16 protein-coding genes are annotated in these 20,144 nt (G+C 67.1%); 11 read left to right on the forward strand and 5 right to left on the reverse strand.

What is annotated here, in order from left to right:
- Window positions 1-163: 163 nt before the first annotated feature.
- The 3 genes from BLV97_RS14045 to BLV97_RS14055 all read left to right on the forward strand — a co-directional run bounded on the left by BLV97_RS14045 (window position 164) and on the right by BLV97_RS14055 (window position 4,867).
- Entirely contained in the window at window positions 164-1,309 is a 1,146-nt protein-coding gene (locus BLV97_RS14045; RefSeq protein WP_035837523.1) for a type III PLP-dependent enzyme, read from the forward strand.
- 188 nt (window positions 1,310-1,497) lie between these two features.
- Entirely contained in the window at window positions 1,498-3,792 is a 2,295-nt protein-coding gene (locus tag BLV97_RS14050; RefSeq protein ID WP_035837525.1) for a xanthine dehydrogenase family protein molybdopterin-binding subunit, read from the forward strand.
- On the forward strand, window positions 3,779-4,867 hold the full coding sequence (locus BLV97_RS14055) for a DUF2235 domain-containing protein (RefSeq protein ID WP_081824860.1): 1,089 nt from the start codon (window positions 3,779-3,781) through the stop codon (window positions 4,865-4,867). Before BLV97_RS14050 ends, BLV97_RS14055 begins: the two co-directional genes overlap by 14 nt.
- 3 nt (window positions 4,868-4,870) lie before the next feature.
- Here BLV97_RS14055 and BLV97_RS14060 read toward each other — a convergent pair whose 3' ends face one another.
- On the reverse strand, window positions 4,871-5,335 hold the full coding sequence (locus BLV97_RS14060) for an Lrp/AsnC family transcriptional regulator (RefSeq protein ID WP_035837527.1): 465 nt from the start codon (window positions 5,333-5,335) through the stop codon (window positions 4,871-4,873).
- A gap of 104 nt (window positions 5,336-5,439) precedes the next feature.
- Here BLV97_RS14060 and putA point away from each other — a divergent pair, with 104 nt between their 5' ends.
- On the forward strand, window positions 5,440-8,898 hold the full coding sequence (putA, locus tag BLV97_RS14065) for a bifunctional proline dehydrogenase/L-glutamate gamma-semialdehyde dehydrogenase PutA (protein ID WP_081824861.1): 3,459 nt from the start codon (window positions 5,440-5,442) through the stop codon (window positions 8,896-8,898).
- A gap of 10 nt (window positions 8,899-8,908) precedes the next feature.
- On the opposite strand, the gene mdoH is transcribed toward putA, so the two are convergent.
- From mdoH to BLV97_RS14085, 4 genes are all read right to left on the reverse strand, one after another.
- Window positions 8,909-10,720, reverse strand: a complete 1,812-nt coding sequence (gene mdoH, locus BLV97_RS14070) for a glucans biosynthesis glucosyltransferase MdoH (protein ID WP_035837529.1) — start codon at window positions 10,718-10,720, stop codon at window positions 8,909-8,911.
- Complete coding sequence (locus BLV97_RS14075; protein ID WP_035837531.1) at window positions 10,720-10,938, reverse strand: hypothetical protein; 219 nt, start codon at window positions 10,936-10,938, stop codon at window positions 10,720-10,722. Before BLV97_RS14075 ends, mdoH begins: the two co-directional genes overlap by 1 nt.
- A complete protein-coding gene (locus BLV97_RS14080; RefSeq protein ID WP_035837533.1) occupies window positions 10,935-12,599 on the reverse strand; it encodes an OpgD/OpgG family glucan biosynthesis protein in 1,665 nt (554 codons plus the stop codon). The genes BLV97_RS14075 and BLV97_RS14080 overlap by 4 nt, the downstream gene beginning before the upstream one ends.
- A 165-nt stretch (window positions 12,600-12,764) precedes the next feature.
- Window positions 12,765-13,163 (reverse strand): (R)-mandelonitrile lyase, encoded by a 399-nt coding sequence (locus BLV97_RS14085; protein WP_035837535.1) that lies wholly within the window; start codon window positions 13,161-13,163, stop codon window positions 12,765-12,767.
- A 171-nt stretch (window positions 13,164-13,334) separates the two neighbouring features.
- On the opposite strand from BLV97_RS14085, the gene BLV97_RS14090 reads away from it, so the two are divergent.
- The 7 genes from BLV97_RS14090 (at window position 13,335) to BLV97_RS14120 (ending at window position 20,130) form a co-directional block, all read left to right on the forward strand.
- Complete coding sequence (locus BLV97_RS14090) at window positions 13,335-14,033, forward strand: HAD family hydrolase (RefSeq protein ID WP_035837537.1); 699 nt, start codon at window positions 13,335-13,337, stop codon at window positions 14,031-14,033.
- Complete coding sequence (locus BLV97_RS14095; protein WP_035837539.1) at window positions 14,030-14,998, forward strand: sugar-binding transcriptional regulator; 969 nt, start codon at window positions 14,030-14,032, stop codon at window positions 14,996-14,998. Before BLV97_RS14090 ends, BLV97_RS14095 begins: the two co-directional genes overlap by 4 nt.
- A gap of 206 nt (window positions 14,999-15,204) precedes the next feature.
- A complete protein-coding gene (locus tag BLV97_RS14100; RefSeq protein WP_035837541.1) occupies window positions 15,205-16,518 on the forward strand; it encodes an ABC transporter substrate-binding protein in 1,314 nt (437 codons plus the stop codon).
- 81 nt (window positions 16,519-16,599) lie between these two features.
- Window positions 16,600-17,472, forward strand: a complete 873-nt coding sequence (locus BLV97_RS14105; protein WP_035837543.1) for a carbohydrate ABC transporter permease — start codon at window positions 16,600-16,602, stop codon at window positions 17,470-17,472.
- 43 nt (window positions 17,473-17,515) lie between these two features.
- Window positions 17,516-18,346, forward strand: a complete 831-nt coding sequence (locus tag BLV97_RS14110; RefSeq protein WP_035837545.1) for a carbohydrate ABC transporter permease — start codon at window positions 17,516-17,518, stop codon at window positions 18,344-18,346.
- 9 nt (window positions 18,347-18,355) lie between these two features.
- Window positions 18,356-19,360, forward strand: a complete 1,005-nt coding sequence (locus BLV97_RS14115) for an ABC transporter ATP-binding protein (RefSeq protein WP_035837546.1) — start codon at window positions 18,356-18,358, stop codon at window positions 19,358-19,360.
- Window positions 19,357-20,130, forward strand: coding sequence for an L-iditol 2-dehydrogenase (locus BLV97_RS14120; RefSeq protein WP_035837547.1), 774 nt, complete (start codon window positions 19,357-19,359; stop codon window positions 20,128-20,130). Before BLV97_RS14115 ends, BLV97_RS14120 begins: the two co-directional genes overlap by 4 nt.
- The last annotated feature ends 14 nt before the right edge of the window (window positions 20,131-20,144 follow it).

Below are 20,144 nucleotides of genomic sequence, written 5' to 3' on the forward strand. Positions count from 1 at the left end.
ATCGGTGAAAACAACATTCATATGCGGAACACTCGTTTTCAGGATCAAAGGGCGGCAAGTCGTCAGCACCTGGCCTGGTTTGGTTGAATGCGCATGCTTCTCCGAACTGGTGATGCCAGGGCAGGGTAGCTTGCGCTCTGTTGGCAGCGAAAGGGACACGCCGATGGGGCTCTCGAAAACGATCTGGACCAATCCGTCCGAATTCCTGAAGGCAAATCAACCCAATAACCCGGTGATGTTCTTCTCTCCGGGGATCTTGCAGGCCACCGCGCGCCGCTTTCTGAACGGCTTTCCGGGGCTCGTGACCTATGCGGTCAAGTCGAACCCCGACGAGATCGTGATTCACAACCTCGCCACCGCCGGCATTCGCGGCTTCGACGTCGCCTCGCCCGCCGAGATCGCCCTGATCCGGCGCCTCGCGCCCCAGGCGGCGCTGCACTACAACAACCCGGTCCGCGGGCGCTCGGAAATCCGTGCCGCTGTCGAGATGGGGGTGAAATCCTGGTCGGTCGACAGCCATTCCGAACTGGCCAAGCTGATCGAGATGGTGCCGGCGGACAATTGCGAAATCTCGGTGCGCTTCAAGCTGCCGGTGCAGGGCGCGGCCTATAATTTCGGCGCCAAGTTCGGCGCCACGGTGGAACTGGCGACCGAGCTGCTGAAAGCCGCCGCCAACGCCGGCTTCATCCCGTCGCTGACCTTCCATCCCGGCACCCAATGCACCGACCCCGCCGCGTGGGAGACCTATATCCACACCGCAGCCGAGATCGCCCGCGCAGCCGGCGTGACCATCGCCCGGCTGAACGTCGGCGGCGGCTTCCCCTCGCACCGGCTGACCGAGGTCCAGCCGATGCTGGAGGCGATCTTCGCCCGCATCGACGAGGCCGCGACCGAGGCCTTCGGGGCCGAGCGCCCGGCGCTGGTGTGCGAACCCGGCCGCGGCCTGTGTGCCGAGGCCTTCACCCTGGCCGCCCGCGTCAAGGCGATCCGCGACGACGCGCATGTGTTCCTCAACGACGGGGTCTATGGCGCGCTGATGGAACTGCCGATGATCGGCGTCATCGACCGGACCGAGGCCATCGCCCCGGACGGAACCCACCGTCAGGGCGCGGCTGTCGCGCGCATCGTCTTCGGCCCGACCTGCGACAGCGTCGACCGGCTGCCGGGCGAGGTGCCTCTGCCGGGCGATCTGGAGGAAGAGGATTACCTTGTCTTCCACGGCATGGGGGCCTATTCCGCCGCCACCAACACCCGGTTCAACGGGTTCGGTGATCTGGGCGTGGTGACGGTGCTGTCGCTGCATAGCTAGCCGGCCCGCGCCGCGCCTGCCATCCCGCCCGCCCGGACCCCGCGTCCGGGCGTTTCGGACCCCGTTTGCCACCCGATCGGGTAGTTTCTCTGCCGCGCTTCACCTGTGCGCAACCTTTGCGTGACATTGTCTGGACTCCGCCGTTGCTGCGGCTAGGTTGCCGGTGCGACAACAGCAAGGGACAGGGCATGAACGCGTTCGGAGAAAGCCAGTCAATCAAGCGGATAGAAGACGTCAGGTTCCTGACCGGCGAAGGCCGCTATGTCGACGACCAGATCCCCGAAGGCGCGCTGATCGCGCATTTCCTGCGCGCGCCCGTCGCCCATGCCGCCATCACCGGGATCGACACCGAGGCCGCGCGCGCCATGCCCGGCGTCCATGCCATCCTGACGCTTGCGGATCTCGAGGCCGCGGGGATGACGCCCGATCTGCCGGCGATCACCGTGACCAATTCCGACGGCACCGCCGCCGCCGCCCCGCCACGCCGGGCGCTGGCGCGCGACAAGGTGCGCTTCGTGGGCGAACCCGTGGCGCTGATCCTGGCCGAGACCAAGGCCCAGGCGCTCGACGCGGCCGAGGCGGTCGAGGTCAGCTATGACGAATTGCCCGCGCATCTGGACATCGCCCCCGGCGGGATGGCGTTGCACCCCGAGGCGCCGGAGAACCTGGCCTATGACTGGTCGATGGGCGATGCGGCGCGGGTAGAGGCGGCCTTTGCCGGCGCCGCGCATCGCGTCACGCTGACGGTCGAGGACAACCGCGTCATCGTCAACTCGCTGGAGCCGCGCGGTGCCACCGCCGAATGGCGCGACGGGCGGCTGCATCTGGCCTTCAATGGTCAAGGGGTATGGAATCACAAGGATTTTCTTGCAAAGGCCTTCTCGACCGACCCCGCGCAGGTGCGGGTGACGATCCCCGATGTCGGCGGCGGCTTCGGCATGAAGAACGGCCCCTACCCGGAGCAATTCGCCCTGGCGGGAGCGGCGAAGATCACCGGGCGGCCCTGCCATTGGATGTCGGATCGGGGCGAGGCGATGCTGACCGACAATTCCGGCCGCGATCTGGTCTCGACCGCCGAACTGGCCTTCGACGCCGACCTGCGGCTGATCGGCTACCGCGTCGATATCCTGTCAAACCTCGGCGCCTATAATTCGGTGTTCGGCCAGCTGATCCAGTCGCAGCTGTTCTCGCGCGTGCTGACCGGCGTTTACGACGTGCAGGCGGCCTTCATCCGGGCGCGCGGGATCTATACCAACACCACCCAGGTGGATGCCTATCGCGGCGCCGGACGGCCCGAGGCGATCTACATGCTGGAACGCGCCATGGACCATGCCGCGCGTGAATTGAGGGTCGATCCATTCACCCTGCGCCGGCGCAATTTCATTGCGCCCGCCGCCTTTCCCTATGCCACCGCCACCGGCGAAACCTATGACGTGGGCGACTTCGATCGCGTATTGTCGCGCATCGAGTCCGAGGCCGATATCGCCGGCTTCAAGGCCCGCCGCGCGGCGTCCGAGGCCGCGGGCAAGCTGCGCGGCCTGGGGCTGAGCTATTACCTGGAGGCGATCCTGGGCGACCCGAGCGAGGGCGCGACCGTCGAGTTCACCGAAGCCGGGGGCGTGAACCTCTATGTCGGCACCCAGTCGAACGGGCAGGGGCACGAGACCGTCTATGCCCAGTTCCTGTCCGACCGGACCGGCATCCCGGTCGACCGGATCGCGGTGGTGCAGGGCGACAGCGACCTGATCGCCAGGGGCGGCGGCACCGGCGGGTCGCGTTCGGTCACCACGCAGGCCAACGCGACGCTGGTCACGGTGACCAAGCTGGTTGCGGCCTACGCCGACTTTCTGGATGAAGAGATGGGCAGCCGCCCGGATTTCGAGGACGGCCGCTTCCGTGCAGCCGGCTCGAACCTGACGCCGACGCTGCTGGAAGCCGCCGCGATGGCCCGCACGCGGGGCCGCGACGATCTGATGCGCCATTCCGAACGGATGACCCTGCCGGGCCGGTCCTTCCCCAACGGCGCCCATGTCGCCGAGGTCGAGATCGACCCCGAGACCGGCAAGCTGGTGCTTGACCGCTACACCGTCACCGACGATTTCGGCAATCTGGTGCACCCGCAACTGGCGGAAGGCCAGGTGCATGGCGGCGTGGCGCAGGGCTTCGGCCAGGCGGTGATGGAGCAGGTGGGTTTCGATGAAACCGGACAGCTTCTGACGGGTTCCTTCATGGATTACGCGCTGCCCCGCGCGAAGGACATGCCGATGATGCGCTTCACCACCGAACCCGTGCCCTCGACGGCCAATCCGCTGGGCATGAAGGGCTGCGGCGAGGCCGGCACCGTCGGCGCGCTGGCCGCGATCTCCAATGCGGCGCTGGATGCGCTGTGGGCGCGCGGCGTGCGCAAGGTCGACATGCCGTTGACGCCTGCGCGCATCTGGGGCTGGCTGCAACATTCGGGGGAGGGCGGTGAGCCTCGCTAAGCGCCTCCTTGGCTGGATCTGGCCCGGCCGCAGGTATGCCTCGCAGGCGCCGGGTCTCCGGCGCCGCGGACCCGTCGATCATGTGGTGATCCTGGACGGCACGCTCTCGACCCTGGACGAGGGGCGGGAAACCAATGCCGGGCTTGCCTACAAGCTGCTGGCGGAACGCACGCCCTCGCCGCACCTGTCGCTTTACTACGAGGCCGGGATCCAGTGGCAAAGCTGGCGCCAGTCGGCCGATGTGATCGCCGGGCGCGGTATCAACCGCCAGATCCGCCGCGCCTATGGCTTCCTGGCGTCGCGCTACCGGCCGGGCGACCGGATCTTCCTGATGGGCTATTCGCGGGGCGCCTATGCGGTGCGTTCGCTTGCGGGGGTGATCGACCGGGTGGGCCTGCTGCGGGCCGAACACGCCAATGTGCGCAACATTCGCACCGCCTATCGCCACTACCAGATGCCCGTCAGCCATGAGACCGCCGCGGCCTTCGCCCAGCGTTTCTGCCACAAGGACGTGAAGATCGAGATGATCGGCGTCTGGGACACGGTGAAGGCGCTGGGCTGGCGGCTGCCGATCCTGCATCGGTTTTCCGCGCCGCGCCATGCCTTTCACAATCACGACCTGGGACCAGCGATCCTGCGGGGCTTTCACGCGCTGGCGCTGGACGAGACGCGGCTGGCCTTCGCGCCGGTGCTGTGGAACACGCCAGAGGCCTGGCCGGGGCGGGTGGAACAGGTCTGGTTCCGCGGCACCCACGGCGATGTGGGCGGCATGCTGGGAGAGTTTGAGGCCGCCCGCCCGCTGGCCAACATCCCCCTGGTGTGGATGCTGGAACAGGGCGAGGCGCTGGGTCTGACGCTGCCCGAGGGCTGGCGACAGCGCTTCGCCATCGACCCAGACGCGCCGATGGTCGGCACCTGGTCGGGCTGGGGCAAGATGTTTCTGTTGCGCCAGCGGCGGGTCGTCGGCCAGGACGCCTCGGAACGGATCCATCCGACCGCGAAGGACTGGCATTCCCGAACCTTCCAGAGCCGTCGCCGCTGGCGCGTGGTCCGCCGCACCGATCAGGTGCTCTAGCGTTCAGATCGGGCTGTCCTTCACCGATTCCATCGCCACATAGGTCGAGGTCGAGGTGACATGGGGCAGCGCCGAGATCTGTTCCGCCAGCACCTTGCGGTAATCCGCGATATCGGCGGTGCGGACCTTCAGGAGATAGTCGAAATGACCGGCAATCATGTGGCATTCCTCGATCTCGGGGACCGCGGCGACGGCGCGGTTGAAGGCCTGCAGCGCGGCCTCGCGCGTGTCCGACAGCCGCACCTCGACAAAGGCCACATGCGCCAGACCCATGCGGATCGGATCCAGCAGCGCGCGATAGCCGGTGATCACGCCGCTTTCCTCCAGCCGTTTCAGACGCGCCTGGGTGGGCGATTTCGACAACCCGATCCGTCGCGCCAGCTCCGTCGCGCTGATCCGTCCCTCGGCCGACAGCACCCGCAGGATCGCGCGGTCGAAGCGGTCCAGATCGGCGGCGTCCTCTTGCATCGTGATACCCCTCAACTCCAGTCATACGGCCCGCCATTTCGCGATAATCGGGACAAACGGGTGGCCGCTTCCCGCTATCATGGAACAAACTGGAGAATCACGCCATGCAAGTTTCCGTGCCACAGGACCCGCGCGCGACGATCCGCGCATCCACGCTTGCCCCCGAGGGCCCGCTGCTGCAGCGCCTGATCGACCAGGCCGCGCTGGGTGACGCGGATCGCGCCCGCATCAATGCCTGCGGCGCCCAGCTGGTGCGCGCCATCCGTGCCGGCGCCCGGCCCGGTCTGATGGAGGTGTTCCTGGCCGAATATGGCCTGTCCACCGACGAGGGCGTCGCCCTGATGTGTCTGGCCGAGGCGCTTCTGCGCGTGCCCGACGCGCCCACGATGGACGCGCTGATCGAGGACAAGATCGCGCCGTCGGACTGGGGCCGGCACCTGGGCCGCTCGGCCTCGTCGCTGGTCAATGCCTCGACCTGGGCCTTGATGCTGACCGGCCGGGTGCTGGACGAGGGCGAGCCGGGCATCGCCGGCCATCTGCGCGCCGCCGTGCGCCGATTGGGAGAGCCGGTGATCCGCACCGCCGTGGGCCGCGCGATGAAGGAGATGGGCCGCCAGTTCGTGCTGGGCGAGACGATCAAGTCGGCCATGGACCGCGCCGCCGGGATGGAGGCCAAGGGCTATTCCTACAGCTACGACATGCTGGGAGAGGCCGCGCGCACCGGCGAGGACGCCTTGCGCTACCTCAAATCCTATGGTGATGCGATCACCGCGATCGCGGGGGCGGCGAAGACCGGCGACATCCGCGCCAACCCCGGAATTTCGGTGAAGCTTTCGGCGCTGCATCCGCGCTACGAGGTGGCCAAGCGCGACCGGGTGATGGCGGAACTGGTGCCGCGCGTGCGCAAGCTGGCGCGGCAGGCGGCGAAGGCGCAGCTGGGCTTCAACATCGACGCGGAAGAGGCCGACCGCCTGGATCTGTCGCTTGACGTGATCGAGGCGGTGCTGTCCGATCCGGCACTGAAAGGCTGGGACGGGTTCGGCGTGGTGGTGCAGGCCTACGGCCGGCGCGCGGGGCCGGTGCTGGACTGGCTGTATCAGCTGGCGGGGCGGCTGGACCGGCGGATCATGGTGCGGCTGGTGAAGGGCGCCTATTGGGACACCGAGATCAAGCGCGCCCAGGTGCTGGGGCTGGCGGATTTTCCGGTCTTCACCCGCAAGGCCGCGACCGACGTCAGCTATATCGCCAACGCGCGCAAGCTGCTGTCCATGACCGACCGGATCTATCCGCAATTCGCCACCCACAACGCCCATACCGTGGCTGCGATCCTGGAAATGGCCACCGACCGCGCGGCGTTCGAATTCCAGCGTCTGCACGGCATGGGCGAGCGCCTGCACGAGATCGTCCATGCAGAAGAGGGCACCCGCTGTCGCATCTACGCGCCCGTTGGCGCGCATCGCGATCTGCTGGCCTATCTGGTGCGGCGTCTGCTGGAAAACGGCGCCAACTCCTCCTTCGTGAACCAGATCGTGGATGAGGACGTGCCGCCAGAGGTGGTTGCCGCCTGTCCCTTCGCCGCGATCGCGCCGCTTTTGCCGACGCCCGCGAACCCGGCCATCCGCCGCGGCCCGGATCTTTTCGGCGCGCGCGGCAATTCGCGCGGCTGGGATCTGACCGAGGCTGCCGATCTGGCGGCGATCGAGGCCGCCCGCGCCCCCTATCGCACCCAGCATTTCCACGCCGCCCCGATGATCGCCGGGCCGGTGACGGGCGGCACGCCGTTCGAGGCCCCGAACCCCGCCGACCCCGCCGATGCGGTGGGCCGCGTCACACCGGCCGCGCCCGAGGACGTGGAAACCGCATTGGCCGCCGCACGGGTCTGGGACGTCCCCGCCGCCGAGCGCGCCGCGGTGCTGCGCCGCGCCGCCGACCTCTATGAAGAGGAATACGGCGCGATTTTCGCGATCGTCGCGCGCGAGGCGGGCAAATCGCTTGCCGACGCGGTGGGGGAATTGCGCGAGGCCTGCGATTTCCTGCGCTACTATGCCGATGGCGCCGCGGGGCTGACGCAGCCCGCGCGGGGGACTTTCGTCTGCATCTCTCCTTGGAACTTTCCGCTGGCGATCTTCACCGGCCAGATCTCGGCCGCGCTGGCGGCGGGCAACGCGGTGATCGCCAAGCCCGCCGAACAGACGCCGCTGATCGCCGCGCTGGCGGTGCGGCTCTTGCATCAGGCGGGGGTGCCCGAGACCGCCTTGCAACTGCTGCCCGGCGACGGGCCGACGGTGGGGGCGGCGCTGACCTCGGACGCCCGTGTCGCGGGGGTGGCCTTCACCGGCTCGACCGATACCGCGCTGGCGATCCGCCGGGCGATGGCCGCGCATCTTGCCCCCGACGCGCCGCTGATCGCCGAAACCGGCGGGTTGAACGCGATGGTCGTCGATTCCACCGCGCTGCCCGAACAGGCGGTGCGCGATATCCTGACCTCGGCCTTCCAGTCCGCCGGTCAGCGCTGTTCGGCGCTGCGCTGCCTTTATCTGCAAGAGGACGTGGCCGAGGGCATCGAGGCGATGCTGTTCGGCGCGATGGAGGAACTGGCGCTGGGCAACCCCTGGGATCTGGCCACCGATGTGGGCCCGGTGATCGACGCCGAGGCGCAGGCCGGCATTGCCGAATACGTCGCCAAGGCCCGCGCAGACGGTCGCGTACTGCACGAACTGGCCGCCCTCAATGTTGGCCATTTCATCGCCCCCGCGGCGATCCGCGTCACCGGCATCAAGGATCTCGAACGCGAGGTCTTCGGCCCGGTTCTGCATGTCGCGCGGTTCAAGGGGCGCGATCTGGACCGGGTGATTTCCGACATCAACGCAACCGGTTACGGGCTGACCTTCGGGTTGCACAGCCGCATCGACGACCGCGTGCAGATGCTGGTGGACCGCCTGCATGTGGGCAACACCTATGTCAACCGCAACCAGATCGGCGCGGTGGTGGGCAGCCAGCCCTTCGGCGGAGAGGGCCTTTCGGGCACCGGGCCGAAGGCGGGCGGGCCGGAATACCTGATCCGCTTCACCCGCGCGGCCCGGCCCGCGGCGGGCGACTGGCCCGGCCCGGCCGATCCGGCACGGCTGCAGGCGGCGCTTGGCGCCGCGCGGCCGGGGCTGGGCGCGGTGCGGGTGAGCGATCTGCCGGGGCCGACGGGGGAATCGAACCGGCTGTCGCTGTACCCGCGCGCGCCGCTGCTGTGCCTCGGCCCGGGGGCGGAGGCCGCGGCGCGCCAGGTGGCGGCGGTGACCGCGCTGGGGGCCAAGGCGGTGGCGGCGGAAGGCACGCTGGCGCCCGAGGCGCTGACCGATTTACAGGGCTTTTCCGGCGTCATCTGGTGGGGTGAGGCGGAGGCGGGGCGCGCCTATGCGCAGGCGCTGGCGGCGCGGCCCGGCCCGATCCTGCCGCTGATCGCCGAGGCGCCGGATGCGGGCCGCGTGCTGCTGGAGCGCCACGTCTGCATCGACACTACGGCCTCGGGCGGCAACGCCCAGCTTCTGGCGGCGGCCGGGCCGGCGTGAGCGCGGCGCCTCAGGGCAGGGCGGCGGCGCGGGTCTTGGCGGCCTGTGTTCCCTGTGGCGCCGATCGCCGCCAGGCGGCATGGACCGCGCGAGCGCGGCATAGGACGGGGGGCGTCGCGGCCTCGGACGGGGTGGTGAAGAACGGGCGTCCTAGGGGGCGCGAACTGGCGGCGATCAGGACGGGCGCGGCCATCATCGGCACGAAGATCGGCGCCATCCACAGCCACAATTCGGGCAGCATGGCGAACAGCCCGCCCAGGCAGGCGGCGCCGGTCAGCGCGATCCAGCCGCTGGCGGCCCAGGCCTCGGCCAGGGTCAGCCGGCCCTCGCCGCGCTGGTTGGTCGGCCAGCCGCCGTCGCGCCCGAACAGCACCTGCAGCACCGCGCGGCCCTGATACATCAGCATCACCGGCGCGCTGAGCGAAGACAGCGCCAGTTCCGCGAAGAACGACCCGAAAGCCCGCGCCGCGCCGCCGAAGCCGCGCGCGCGCCCGTCCAGCGCGGCCTTGACCCAGATCAGCAGCTTGGGCAGCACAAGCAGGCCCACCACTCCGATCGCCAGGCCGACGATCTTCTTGGTCTGGTCGTCGGGGAAGACCGGGAACAGCTGATGCGGCAGCGGAAAGTAGTTCGGCCGTCCCACGTTCAGCACCGACAGCGCCGAAACCAGCAGGAACGCACCCCAGATCAGCGACGAGACATAGGCCAGGATACCCTGCACGAAGACAAAGCGGTTCCACATGCGCAACCCGGGCGCCGGCAGGATGCGGGCGTGCTGCAGGTTGCCCTGGCACCAGCGCCGGTCGCGCCGGGCATGGGCGACGATATTCTCGGGGCCTTCCTCGTAGGAGCCTTCCAGATCGTCATCGAGCCGCACGATCCAGCCGGCCCGCGCCAGAAGCGCGGCCTCGACGTAATCGTGGCTAAGGACCGGGCCGCCGAAGGGGGCGGGGCCGGTCAGTTCCGGCAGGCCGCAGCTTTCGGCGAAGGCGCGGGTGCGGACGATGGCGTTGTGGCCCCAGAACGGGCCGGTGCTGCCCTGCATCCGCGCCAGGCCGCGCGCGAAGACCGGCGCGTAGAACGCGGCCGAAAAGGCCTGTGCGCGGCCGAAAAGCGACTCTGCCTCGACGATCCTGGGCAGGGTCTGCAAAAGACCCAGCCGCGGCTCGGCCCGCATCCGGCGGATCATCTCGGCGATGGTCGCACCTTCCATCAGGCTGTCGGCGTCCAGGATCACCGCGAATTCATAGGCCGCCCCGTGGCGCCGGATGAAATCCTCGATATTGCCGGCCTTGCGGCCCTCGTTCGAACTTCGCCGGCGGTAGAACAGGCGCCCCTCGGCACCGGTTTCCGTCAGCAGGCGGTCAAACCAGAAGCGTTCGCGCTGCGCCACCGCGTCGTCACGGCTGTCGGACAGGATCGCCAGATGCACGCTGTCGCGCAGCCCGACCTCTTCCAGCGAGGCGGCCATCGCGGCCACGCGCGAGAAGGTGGCGACCGGATCCTCATTGCAGATCGGCACCATCACGACGGTCAGGCCATCCGGGGCCCGGCTGTCGGGCCGCGCGTCGTCGGGCACCGCGGGCGGTGGCGCCGGCGGGCGGCTGACCAGCCCGATCAGCGCCTGCGCCGCGCCCCAGGCAAGCCAGGCGGTGGTGACCAGCATCAAGAGGGCGCGCAGCAGGTCAAGCCGGCCGATCCCGGTGGATTCGGAGGCCATCAGGATCAGGCCGCCCGCGCCCAGGCCCATCACGCCCGCGAAGGCAAGCGCAAGGACCCGCGCCGCGCGGGTCGGCGCGTCGGCGGGCAGGGGGCTGGGCATCAGCTTTGGCCTTGCATCCGTCCGCCGAAGAACGGCAGTCGCAGCCGGCGCGATTGCCCGCGCCCGACCGCCCGTTCAAGCACCTGCTTGGGCATCGCCATCGGTGCGGCGGGCGGGGTGAAATCGGCGGCATGCGCCGTCGGGTCGCCGACCGCGGTCAGGGTATCGGTACCCGGCGCGGCGGTGGTGTTGGAGGTGGCAGCAGAGGAGAAGATCATTCTTTGATCCATTGATAGAGCCAAGTTTCGGACAGCGTGCGACCGTAGCCTTCGATCACCGCGCTCAACTCGATGATCGTGCCTTTCGGGGCCGATACATCAACGACGAAACGCCATGTTTTGGTTCCCTCGATCTTCGAGAGAGTCTGCTGCTCGACCTTTCCTTTAGCGACCGTTAATCGCGCCTTTACATCGGCATTGGAGGGCAGGTTTCCAAGCAGGCCGCCCTCGAAATCCACAATAAATTTTCTGCTGTCCAGCTTGGACTTGGTCGCCGCTACCCCGCCATGGCCGGTACGGGTGCGCTGGACATGCGCCAGGGTCTGATCCGGCGGCAGCGGCAGCATTCCCCAGCTTAGCCGGTAGGCGAAAGTCAGCGCATCGCCGGCCTTCGCGGGCGCGCTGGGGATCCAGAAGGCCACGATGTTGTCGTTGGCCTCGGATTGCGAGGGGATCTCGACCAGCCGCACCGCGCCCTTGCCCCAATCGCCCAGCGGCTCGACCTTCAGCGAGGGCCGCAGATTGTAAAATGCCTGGGCGTCGAGATAGTCGTTCCAGTTGCGGTCTCGCTGCATCAGGCCGAAGGCGCGCGGGTTCTCGGCACTGAAATAGGACGTCGCAAGCTGCGGCGGATTGTTCAGCGGCCGCCAATAGCGCAGATCGCCGCCATCGTCGAGCATCAGCCCGTCGCTGTCATGCACCTCGGGGCGGAAATCGTTGAAATTCCCCGGGTCATTGCCGCCGAAGAGATACATCGACGTCAGCGGCGCCACGCCCAGCTGCTGGATGTCGGCGCGCAGGAACAGCTGCACGGTGACCTCCATCGTGGTCGCGGCGCCGGGCTTCATCACGAAGCGGTAGGCGCCGGTCAGCGAGGGGCTTTCGAGCGCGGCGTATAGGGTCACCGTCTCGGCCGCCGGGGCGGGTTTCTCTAGGTAGAAATTGGTGAATTCGGGGAATTCCTCGGCCCCCGAGATCGCGGTGTTCACCGACAGCCCGCGTGCCGACAGGCCATAGACATTGCCGCGCCCCAACGCGCGGAAGTAGCTGGCGCCCAGGAACGAGACCATTTCGTCGAACTTGTCGGGCCGGTTCAACGGCGTGTTGAGGCGAAAGCCCGCGACGCCCGGCAGCGGCCCGGTTTCGGGGATCTTCACGCTGATCGGGTTGTAGAACTGGAAGTCCTCGTTGCGGAAGGCCATCTTCGTGGCCTTGCCGTCCTCGACCTGGTAAAGTTCGACCGGCGTCTTGTAGAGCCAGCCCAGATAGAAGGCCTCGAGGCGGAACATCTCTTCCTTGCCCTGCCAGCGGGCGTGATCGCGCCGGAACTGGATGCGCTGGTAGTCGTCGTAGGTCAGCTTGGTCAGCGGCGAATTGGCCAGCGTGCGCTCGACATGCGGCTTGGCGGCGCGGGCTTTCATCTCCTGCGCGAGGATATCGTAGGAAAACGGCCGTGGTGCCTCCGGCGCGGGGGCGACGGCGGCCGGCGCGGGGGCTGCGGCGGCCGGGGCAGGGGTGGTGGCGGCGTCCTGACCCGCGGCCCGGGCGGCGCGGGGCAGGCCGCCCGCCAGCACGGTCGAGGCGGCAAGATAACCCAGCACCCGGCGGCGGCCGGGATGGGGAGACGAGGCGAACAGGCGCGAATCAGAGACGTGGGGCACTGGCGAATTCTTTGCGGCAGGTGGCGGGCTGTGAATTTTCGGGCCACATTGCGCCAAAGCTACGAAAGGTCAAATGCGACCAAATCGAATGGCCGATTTATGCCTATGTGCCGGGGGGTTCCCCTATATCTGCCTATTAATTGGGCGAAATTCGGCGCGACTCTCTCAGCGCTTGTATTCGTCCTCGGTCACCTGCTCCAGCCAAGTCACGGCGCTGCCGGTTTCATCGCGTTCCTGGATCGCGATATGCGACATGGCGGTCGCGGCGCTGGCGCCGTGCCAATGGCGTTCGCCCGGCGGGAACCAGATCACGTCGCCGGGGTGGATTTCCTGAACCGGGCCGCCCTCGGACTGGCACCAACCCAGACCCGAGGTGACGATCAGCGTCTGACCCAGCGGATGGGTGTGCCAGGCGGTGCGGGCGCCGGGCTCGAAGGTGACATGGGCGCCGGCCACCCGCGCCGGGGCGTCGGGCGACATCAGCGGGTCGATCCGCACCTGACCGGTGAAATACTCCTCGGGGCCGGGGCCCGAGGGCCTGGATCCGTTGCGCGTGATCTGCATGATGGGCTCCTTTGCTGGGCGCAGTCTGCGCCGCAAGCCCGGGCCGATGCAATGGGCGCCGTGCCGCCCGGCCGGATGAAAACGGCACGGGCATTTCGCGTCTGCTTGAGCAATTGCCCAGCGTCGCGCTAGTCTTGGGCCGGGCGCCGGCGCGCCGCGCAAGGAGACGAAATGACGGCAGGCACAGAGACGGCGGCGATCGATCTGGTGATCTTCGATTGCGACGGCGTGCTGATCGACAGCGAGGTGATCAGCGCGCGCATGCTGATCGCCGAACTGGCCCGGCATGGGGTGGCGATCGACATGGGCTATGTCGCGCGGCATTTCCTGGGGCGATCCTATCCGGTGGTGCTGCAGAACGTGCGCGAGACCTTCGGCATCGACCTGCCCCGAAATTTCGAGGCCGATTACCGCGCCCGCCTGCTGTCCGCCTTCGAGACCGGCCTGCAGGTGATGCCCGGCGTCGCCGAGGTCATCGACCGGCTGCGGGTACCATATTGCGCCGCTACGTCATCAAGCCCGGAACGTGCCGCCCGGTCGCTGGAACTGACCGGATTGACGGCGCGCTTCGCGGGGCGGCTGTTCACCGCCTCCGAGGTGGCCCATGGCAAGCCCGCGCCCGATCTGTTCGAACATGCCGCCGCGAAGATGGGCGCCCGGCCGGCGCGCTGCCTGGTGATCGAGGACAGCCTGACCGGCCTGCGCGCGGGCCGGGCGGCGCAGATGCGGCTGTGCTGGTTTGCCGGCGGAAGCCATATCGCCGGCGCCGTCCTGCCGCCGGAGGCGCCGCGCCCGGATGTCACGCTTGCTGGATTTGCCGACTTTTTCGTGCAATTCCCTGACTTGCAGCGCAAGGAGACCGTGCCGTGAACAGGAAACCCGCCTTTGACGCGGAAGACAGCGCGACCGATGCCGCGGCGCGGGCGGGGTGGCTGTATTATGTCGGCCGGCTGACCCAGGATCAGATCGCGGCCGAGCTGGGCGTTTCGCGCCAGCGCGCGCAACGTCTTGTTTCCAAGGCAATGTCCGAGGGGTTGATCCATGTCCGGCTGGAACATCGCATCGCCCGCTGTCTGGCGCTGGAGGCCGCGCTGAAGCAACGTCACGGGTTGCGCATGGTGCGGGTGGCGCCGTCCCCGGGGCCGGGGGCCGACCCGACCCATGGGCTTGCTCCGGTCGCGGCCGAGGTGATGGAGCGCTTCCTGCGCCAGCCCGATCCGCTGATCATCGCGCTGGGCACGGGTCGCGCGCTGCGCGCCACGGTCGAGGAATTGCCGAAGATGACCTGCGAACAGCACAAGCTGGTCTCGTTGGTCGGCAATATCGCGCCGGACGGGACGGCCTCGAATTACGACGTGATCATGCGGATGGCCGACACGGTGCGCGCGCCGCATTACCCGATGCCCCTGCCGGTGATCATCGACGATGAGGAGATCCGGCGCATGTTCTATTCGCTGCCGCAGCTGAAGATCGTCGCGCGGCTGGCCGATCAGGCCGATGTCACCTTCGTTGGCGTCGGCCACATGAGCGAAAGCGCGCCGATCTATGTAGACGGCTTCATTTCGGATCGTGACCTGCGCGAGCAGCGCGCGCTGGGCGCGGTGGGCGAGATCGTGACCTCCTGCTTCGACGCCGAGGGGCGCTATATCGAAGAGGGCCTCGCGCGCCGTGTCGGCGGGCTGCGCGCCGGTGGCAAGCCGTGCGGCGAAGTGATTGGAATCGCCGCGGGGCCGGACAAGGTGGTTCCGCTGCGCGCCGCGCTGAAGGGCGGGCTTCTGAACGGTCTGGTGACCGGTGAAGACACCGCCGAGGCGCTTCTGGAATCCCCCGAATAGCCCCTGAACACTTCGCAACCCGTCCGGGATAAACGCCCGGATTCGCTGTCGAAGCTTGCTCCAACCGGATCAGGCGTTGCCGCCTTTGGTTCCGAATCTCGCGTGATTTCGCATGCGGGCGAGATTTTGAGTTGACACTTTGGCATGGTTGAGTGAGCATATGCCCGCCAGATGGGCATATGCTCATGCATCTTGGGAGGAGAGTGATGAATATGAATGTTCGCGCGCTGATGGGCGCGTGTGCCCTTGGCCTGATCGCCGGGGGGGCGATGGCCGAGACCACGATCACGGTGGCGACCGTGAACAATGGCGACATGATCCGGATGCAGGGGATGATGGGCGACTTCTACAAGTTGCACCCCGACATCAAGGTCAAATGGGTGACCATGGAGGAAAACGTCCTGCGCCAGAAGGTGACCACGGATGTTGCCACCAAGGCCGGCCAGTATGACGTGATGACGATCGGCACCTATGAGGTTCCGATCTGGGCCAAGCAGGGCTGGCTGGTGCCACTGAAATTCCCCGCCAGCTATGACGTGAACGATCTGCTGCCGGCGATCCGCAAGGGCCTTAGCTACAAGGGCACGCTTTATGCCGCGCCGTTCTACGGCGAAAGCTCGATGACGATGTATCGCACCGACCTGATGAAGAAGGCCGGGCTGACGATGCCCGAGAAGCCGACCTGGGCCTTCATCAAGAAGGCCGCCAAGGCGATGACCGACAAGAAGGATGGCATCTACGGCATCTGCCTGCGCGGCAAGGCCGGCTGGGGCGAGAACATCGCCCTGATCACCGCGATGTCGAATTCCTTCGGCGCGCGCTGGTTCAACGAGAAATGGCAGCCGCAGTTCGACACCAAGCCGTGGAAAGAGACCCTGGCTACCTATCTGGACCTGATGAAGAATTACGGCCCCCCCGGTGCCTCGTCGAACGGCTTCAACGAGAATCTGGCGCTGTTCCAGCAGGGCAAGTGCGGCATGTGGATCGACGCCACGGTGGCGGCCTCTTTCGTGACCAACCCCAAGGATTCGAAGGTGGCCAAGGACGTGGGCTTTGCCATGGCGCCGCACAAGCAGGGCGTCGACAAGGATGGCAACTGGCTGTGGTCCTGGGCGCTGGCGATCCCGGCGGGCACCAAGAAGGCGAAGGCCGCCGAGACCTTCGTGGAATGGGCGACATCGAAGGAATACACCGAACTTGTGGCGAAGAAGGACGGCTGGGCCAACGTGCCTCCGGGCACCCGGACCTCGCTTTACAAGAACCCCGACTATGCCAAGGTCCCCTTCGCCGAGATGACGCTGAAGTCGATCGAGAAGGCCGACCCCGAGCATCCGACCGTGAAGCCGGTGCCCTATGTCGGCGTGCAATTCGTGGCGATCCCGGAATTCCAGGGCCTCGGCACGGCGGTGGGTCAGCAATTCTCGGCCGCGCTCGCCGGGCGTGAGACCGGAGCCCAGGCGCTGAAAAACGCACAAGCCCTGACTACCCGCGAAATGAGCAAGGCCGGCTACATCAAGTAGGCCTCCTTGCCATCCGCGGGGCCGGTTCCCTCCTGAGCCGGCCCCGCATCGACATTCCGCTTTCGGTTCAGGGAGGAGACGATGGCCACCAAACATTCGCGCGCGGCTGCGCGCTTGATGATCTCACCCGCGGTTCTGCTGCTGCTGGGCTGGATGATCATCCCGCTGTCGATGACGGTGTACTTCTCATTCCTGAACTACAATCTGGTGATCCCGGGGCCGCATAATTTCATCGGCTTCAAGAATTACTACTACTTCCTGACCGATCCCGCCTTCGGCACCGCGCTGGTCAACACGCTGGTGCTGGTGGCCGGGGTGCTACTGATCACCACAATCGGTGGCACGCTGCTGGCGCTGCTGCTCGATCAGCCGATCTGGGGGCAGGGGGTCGTGCGGGTGCTGGTGATCGCGCCGTTCTTCGTGATGCCCACGGTTTCGGCGCTGATCTGGAAGAACATGTTCATGAACCCCGTGAACGGCATCTTCGCCTGGATCGCGCAAAGCTTCGGCCTGCAGCCCTTCGACTTCCTGTCGCAAGCGCCCTTGTTCTCGATCATCCTGATCGTCGCCTGGCAATGGCTGCCCTTCGCCACGCTGATCCTGCTGACCGCGCTGCAATCCTTGGACAGCGAACAGATGGAGGCGGCCGAGATGGACGGCGCCGGTCCCGTCGCGCGTTTCGTGCAAATCACCGTGCCGCATCTGTCGCGCGCCGGCACCGTGGTCATCCTGATCCAGACCATCTTCCTTTTGTCGGTCTTCGCCGAGATCCTGGTGACGACGAATGGCGGGCCCGGCAATGCGTCGACCAACCTCACCTATCTGGTCTATGCCCAGTCGCTCTTGCAATTCGACGTGGGCGGCGGCAGCGCGGGCGGTCTGGTCGCCGTGGTGCTGGCCAATATCGTGGCGATCTTCCTGATGCGGATGATCGGCAAGAACCTGGACGCCTAGGATGATCCGCGCGCCCCTCACCGCAGAACAGGAGGTTTAAGCCATGGCCCGCCGTGTCACCACCCGCCGCCGCCTGATCGTCACCGCGATCGCCTGGGTGATCGCCTTCCTGATCTTCTTTCCGATCCTCTACACGGTGCTGACCTCGTTCAAGACCGAGGGAGAGGCCGTGTCGGTGCCGCCGCATTTCCTGTTCTTCCACTGGACGCTGGAAAACTACATCGAGGTGAACGCGCGCTCGGACTATTTCCTGCATTTCTGGAATTCGGTGGTGATCTCGGTCGGCTCGACCGTGATCGGGCTTGCGATCGCGATCCCGGCGGCATGGTCGATGGCCTTCGTGCCCGGCAAGCAGACCAAGAACGTGCTGATGTGGATGCTATCCACCAAGATGCTGCCGCCGGTGGGCGTGCTGATCCCGATCTATCTGCTGTTTCGCAATTACGGGTTGCTCGACACGCGCACCGGGCTGGTCATCATCCTGACGCTGATCGACCTGCCGATCATCATCTGGATGCTCTACACCTATTTCAAGGAAATCCCTGGCGAGATCCTGGAAGCCGCGCGGATGGACGGCGCGGGCCTGCGCGACGAGATCCTCTATGTGCTGACCCCGATGGCGGTGCCGGGGATCGCCTCGACCTTGCTGCTCAACATCATCCTCGCCTGGAACGAGGCCTTCTGGACGCTGAACCTGACGGCCGCCAACGCCGCGCCGCTGACCGCGTTCATCGCCAGCTATTCCAGCCCCGAGGGCCTGTTCTACGCCAAACTTTCCGCCGCCTCGACGATGGCGATCGCGCCGATCGTGATCCTGGGGTGGTTCAGCCAGAAACAGCTTGTCCGCGGCCTGACCTTTGGCGCGGTGAAATAGGGGGACCTCATGGGACAGATACAGCTTTCCAAGGTCGTGAAGAGATTCGGCGATGTCGAGGTGATCCCGCCGCTGGACCTGGACATAGACGAGGGCGAATTCGTGGTCTTCGTCGGCCCCTCGGGCTGTGGCAAATCCACCCTTCTGCGGCTGATCGCAGGGCTCGAGGACGTGACCGACGGCGTCATCTCGATCGACGGGCAGGACGCGACGACGCTGCCGCCTGCGCGCCGGCGGCTGGCGATGGTGTTCCAGTCCTACGCGCTTTACCCGCATATGTCGGTGCGCAGGAATATCGCCTTCCCGCTGAAGATGGCGAAGATGCCCCGCGATGAGATCGACCGCCGTGTCGAGAACGCCGCAAGGGTGCTGAACCTTGGCGATTACCTCGACCGCCGACCGGGGCAGCTGTCGGGCGGCCAGCGTCAGCGGGTGGCGATCGGCCGGGCGATCGTGCGCGAACCGGCGGCGTTCCTGTTCGACGAGCCGCTTTCGAACCTCGACGCGGCCTTGCGGGTGAACATGCGGTTGGAGATTTCCGAACTGCACAACAGCCTGAAGACCACGATGATCTACGTCACCCATGATCAGGTAGAGGCCATGACCATGGCCGACAAGATCGTGGTGCTGCATGCGGGCCGGATCGAACAGGTGGGATCGCCGCTGGATCTGTACCGCGCGCCGGCAAACCTGTTCGTGGCGGGTTTCATCGGCTCGCCCAAGATGAACTTCGTCGCCGGCGCCGAAGCAGACGAATACGGGGCTCATACCATCGGCATCCGGCCCGAGCACCTGGCGATCGTGGCCGAGGGCGGTGTCTGGTCGGGCAAGGTCGTGGTGTCCGAGCATCTGGGCTCTGACACCTTTCTTCATGTCGAAGTCGCCGGCCGGGAAGCGCCGATGACCGTCCGCGCCGATGGTGAAGTTCCGTTCAGGGCGGGCGACATCGTTCACCTGTCCCCCGACCGGACCAAGATCCACCGGTTCGACGCCCAAGGGGTACGCATCGCATGAAGCGCCTGCAAGGCAGACGCGCGCTGATCACGGGTGCCGCCCGGGGGATCGGCCTTGCGTTCGCCCGGGCCTATCTGGCCGAAGGCGCGCAGGTCACCATCGCGGATATCGACCTGACCCGCGCCAGAGCCGCGGCACAGGATCTGGGACCGGGCTGCCATGCCGTCGACATGGACGTGACGCGGCAAGACAGCATCGAGGCAGGCGTTGCCGCGGCGGTTGAGCGGATGGGCCGGATCGACATATTGATCAACAACGCCGCGCTCTTCACCGCCGCGCCCCTGACCGAGATCACCCGCGCCGATTACGACCGCGTCTTCGCGGTGAACGTGGCCGGGACGCTGTTCACCATGCAGGCGGTGGCACGCCACATGGTCGCGCGCGGGCAGGGCGGCAAGATCATCAACATGGCCTCGCAGGCCGGGCGGCGGGGCGAGGCCCTGGTTGCCGTCTACTGCGCCACCAAGGCCGCCGTGATCAGCCTGACGCAATCGGCGGGGCTGAACCTGATCGACCACCGGATCAACGTCAACGCCATCGCGCCCGGCGTGGTCGATGGCGAGCATTGGGACGGTGTCGACGCCTTCTTTGCCCGATACGAGGGCAAGGCGCCGGGCCAGAAGAAGCGCGAGGTCGGCGCGGCCGTGCCCTATGGCCGCATGGGCACCGCCGAGGATCTGACCGGCATGGCAATCTTCCTGGCCTCGTCCGAGGCCGATTACATCGTCGCCCAGACCTATAACGTGGACGGCGGAAACTGGATGAGCTGAGAGCTGGAAGGAAC

The sequence above is a fragment of the Allgaiera indica genome, from assembly GCF_900106675.1.
GTDB classification, from domain to species: Bacteria; Pseudomonadota; Alphaproteobacteria; order Rhodobacterales; family Rhodobacteraceae; genus Acidimangrovimonas; species Acidimangrovimonas indica.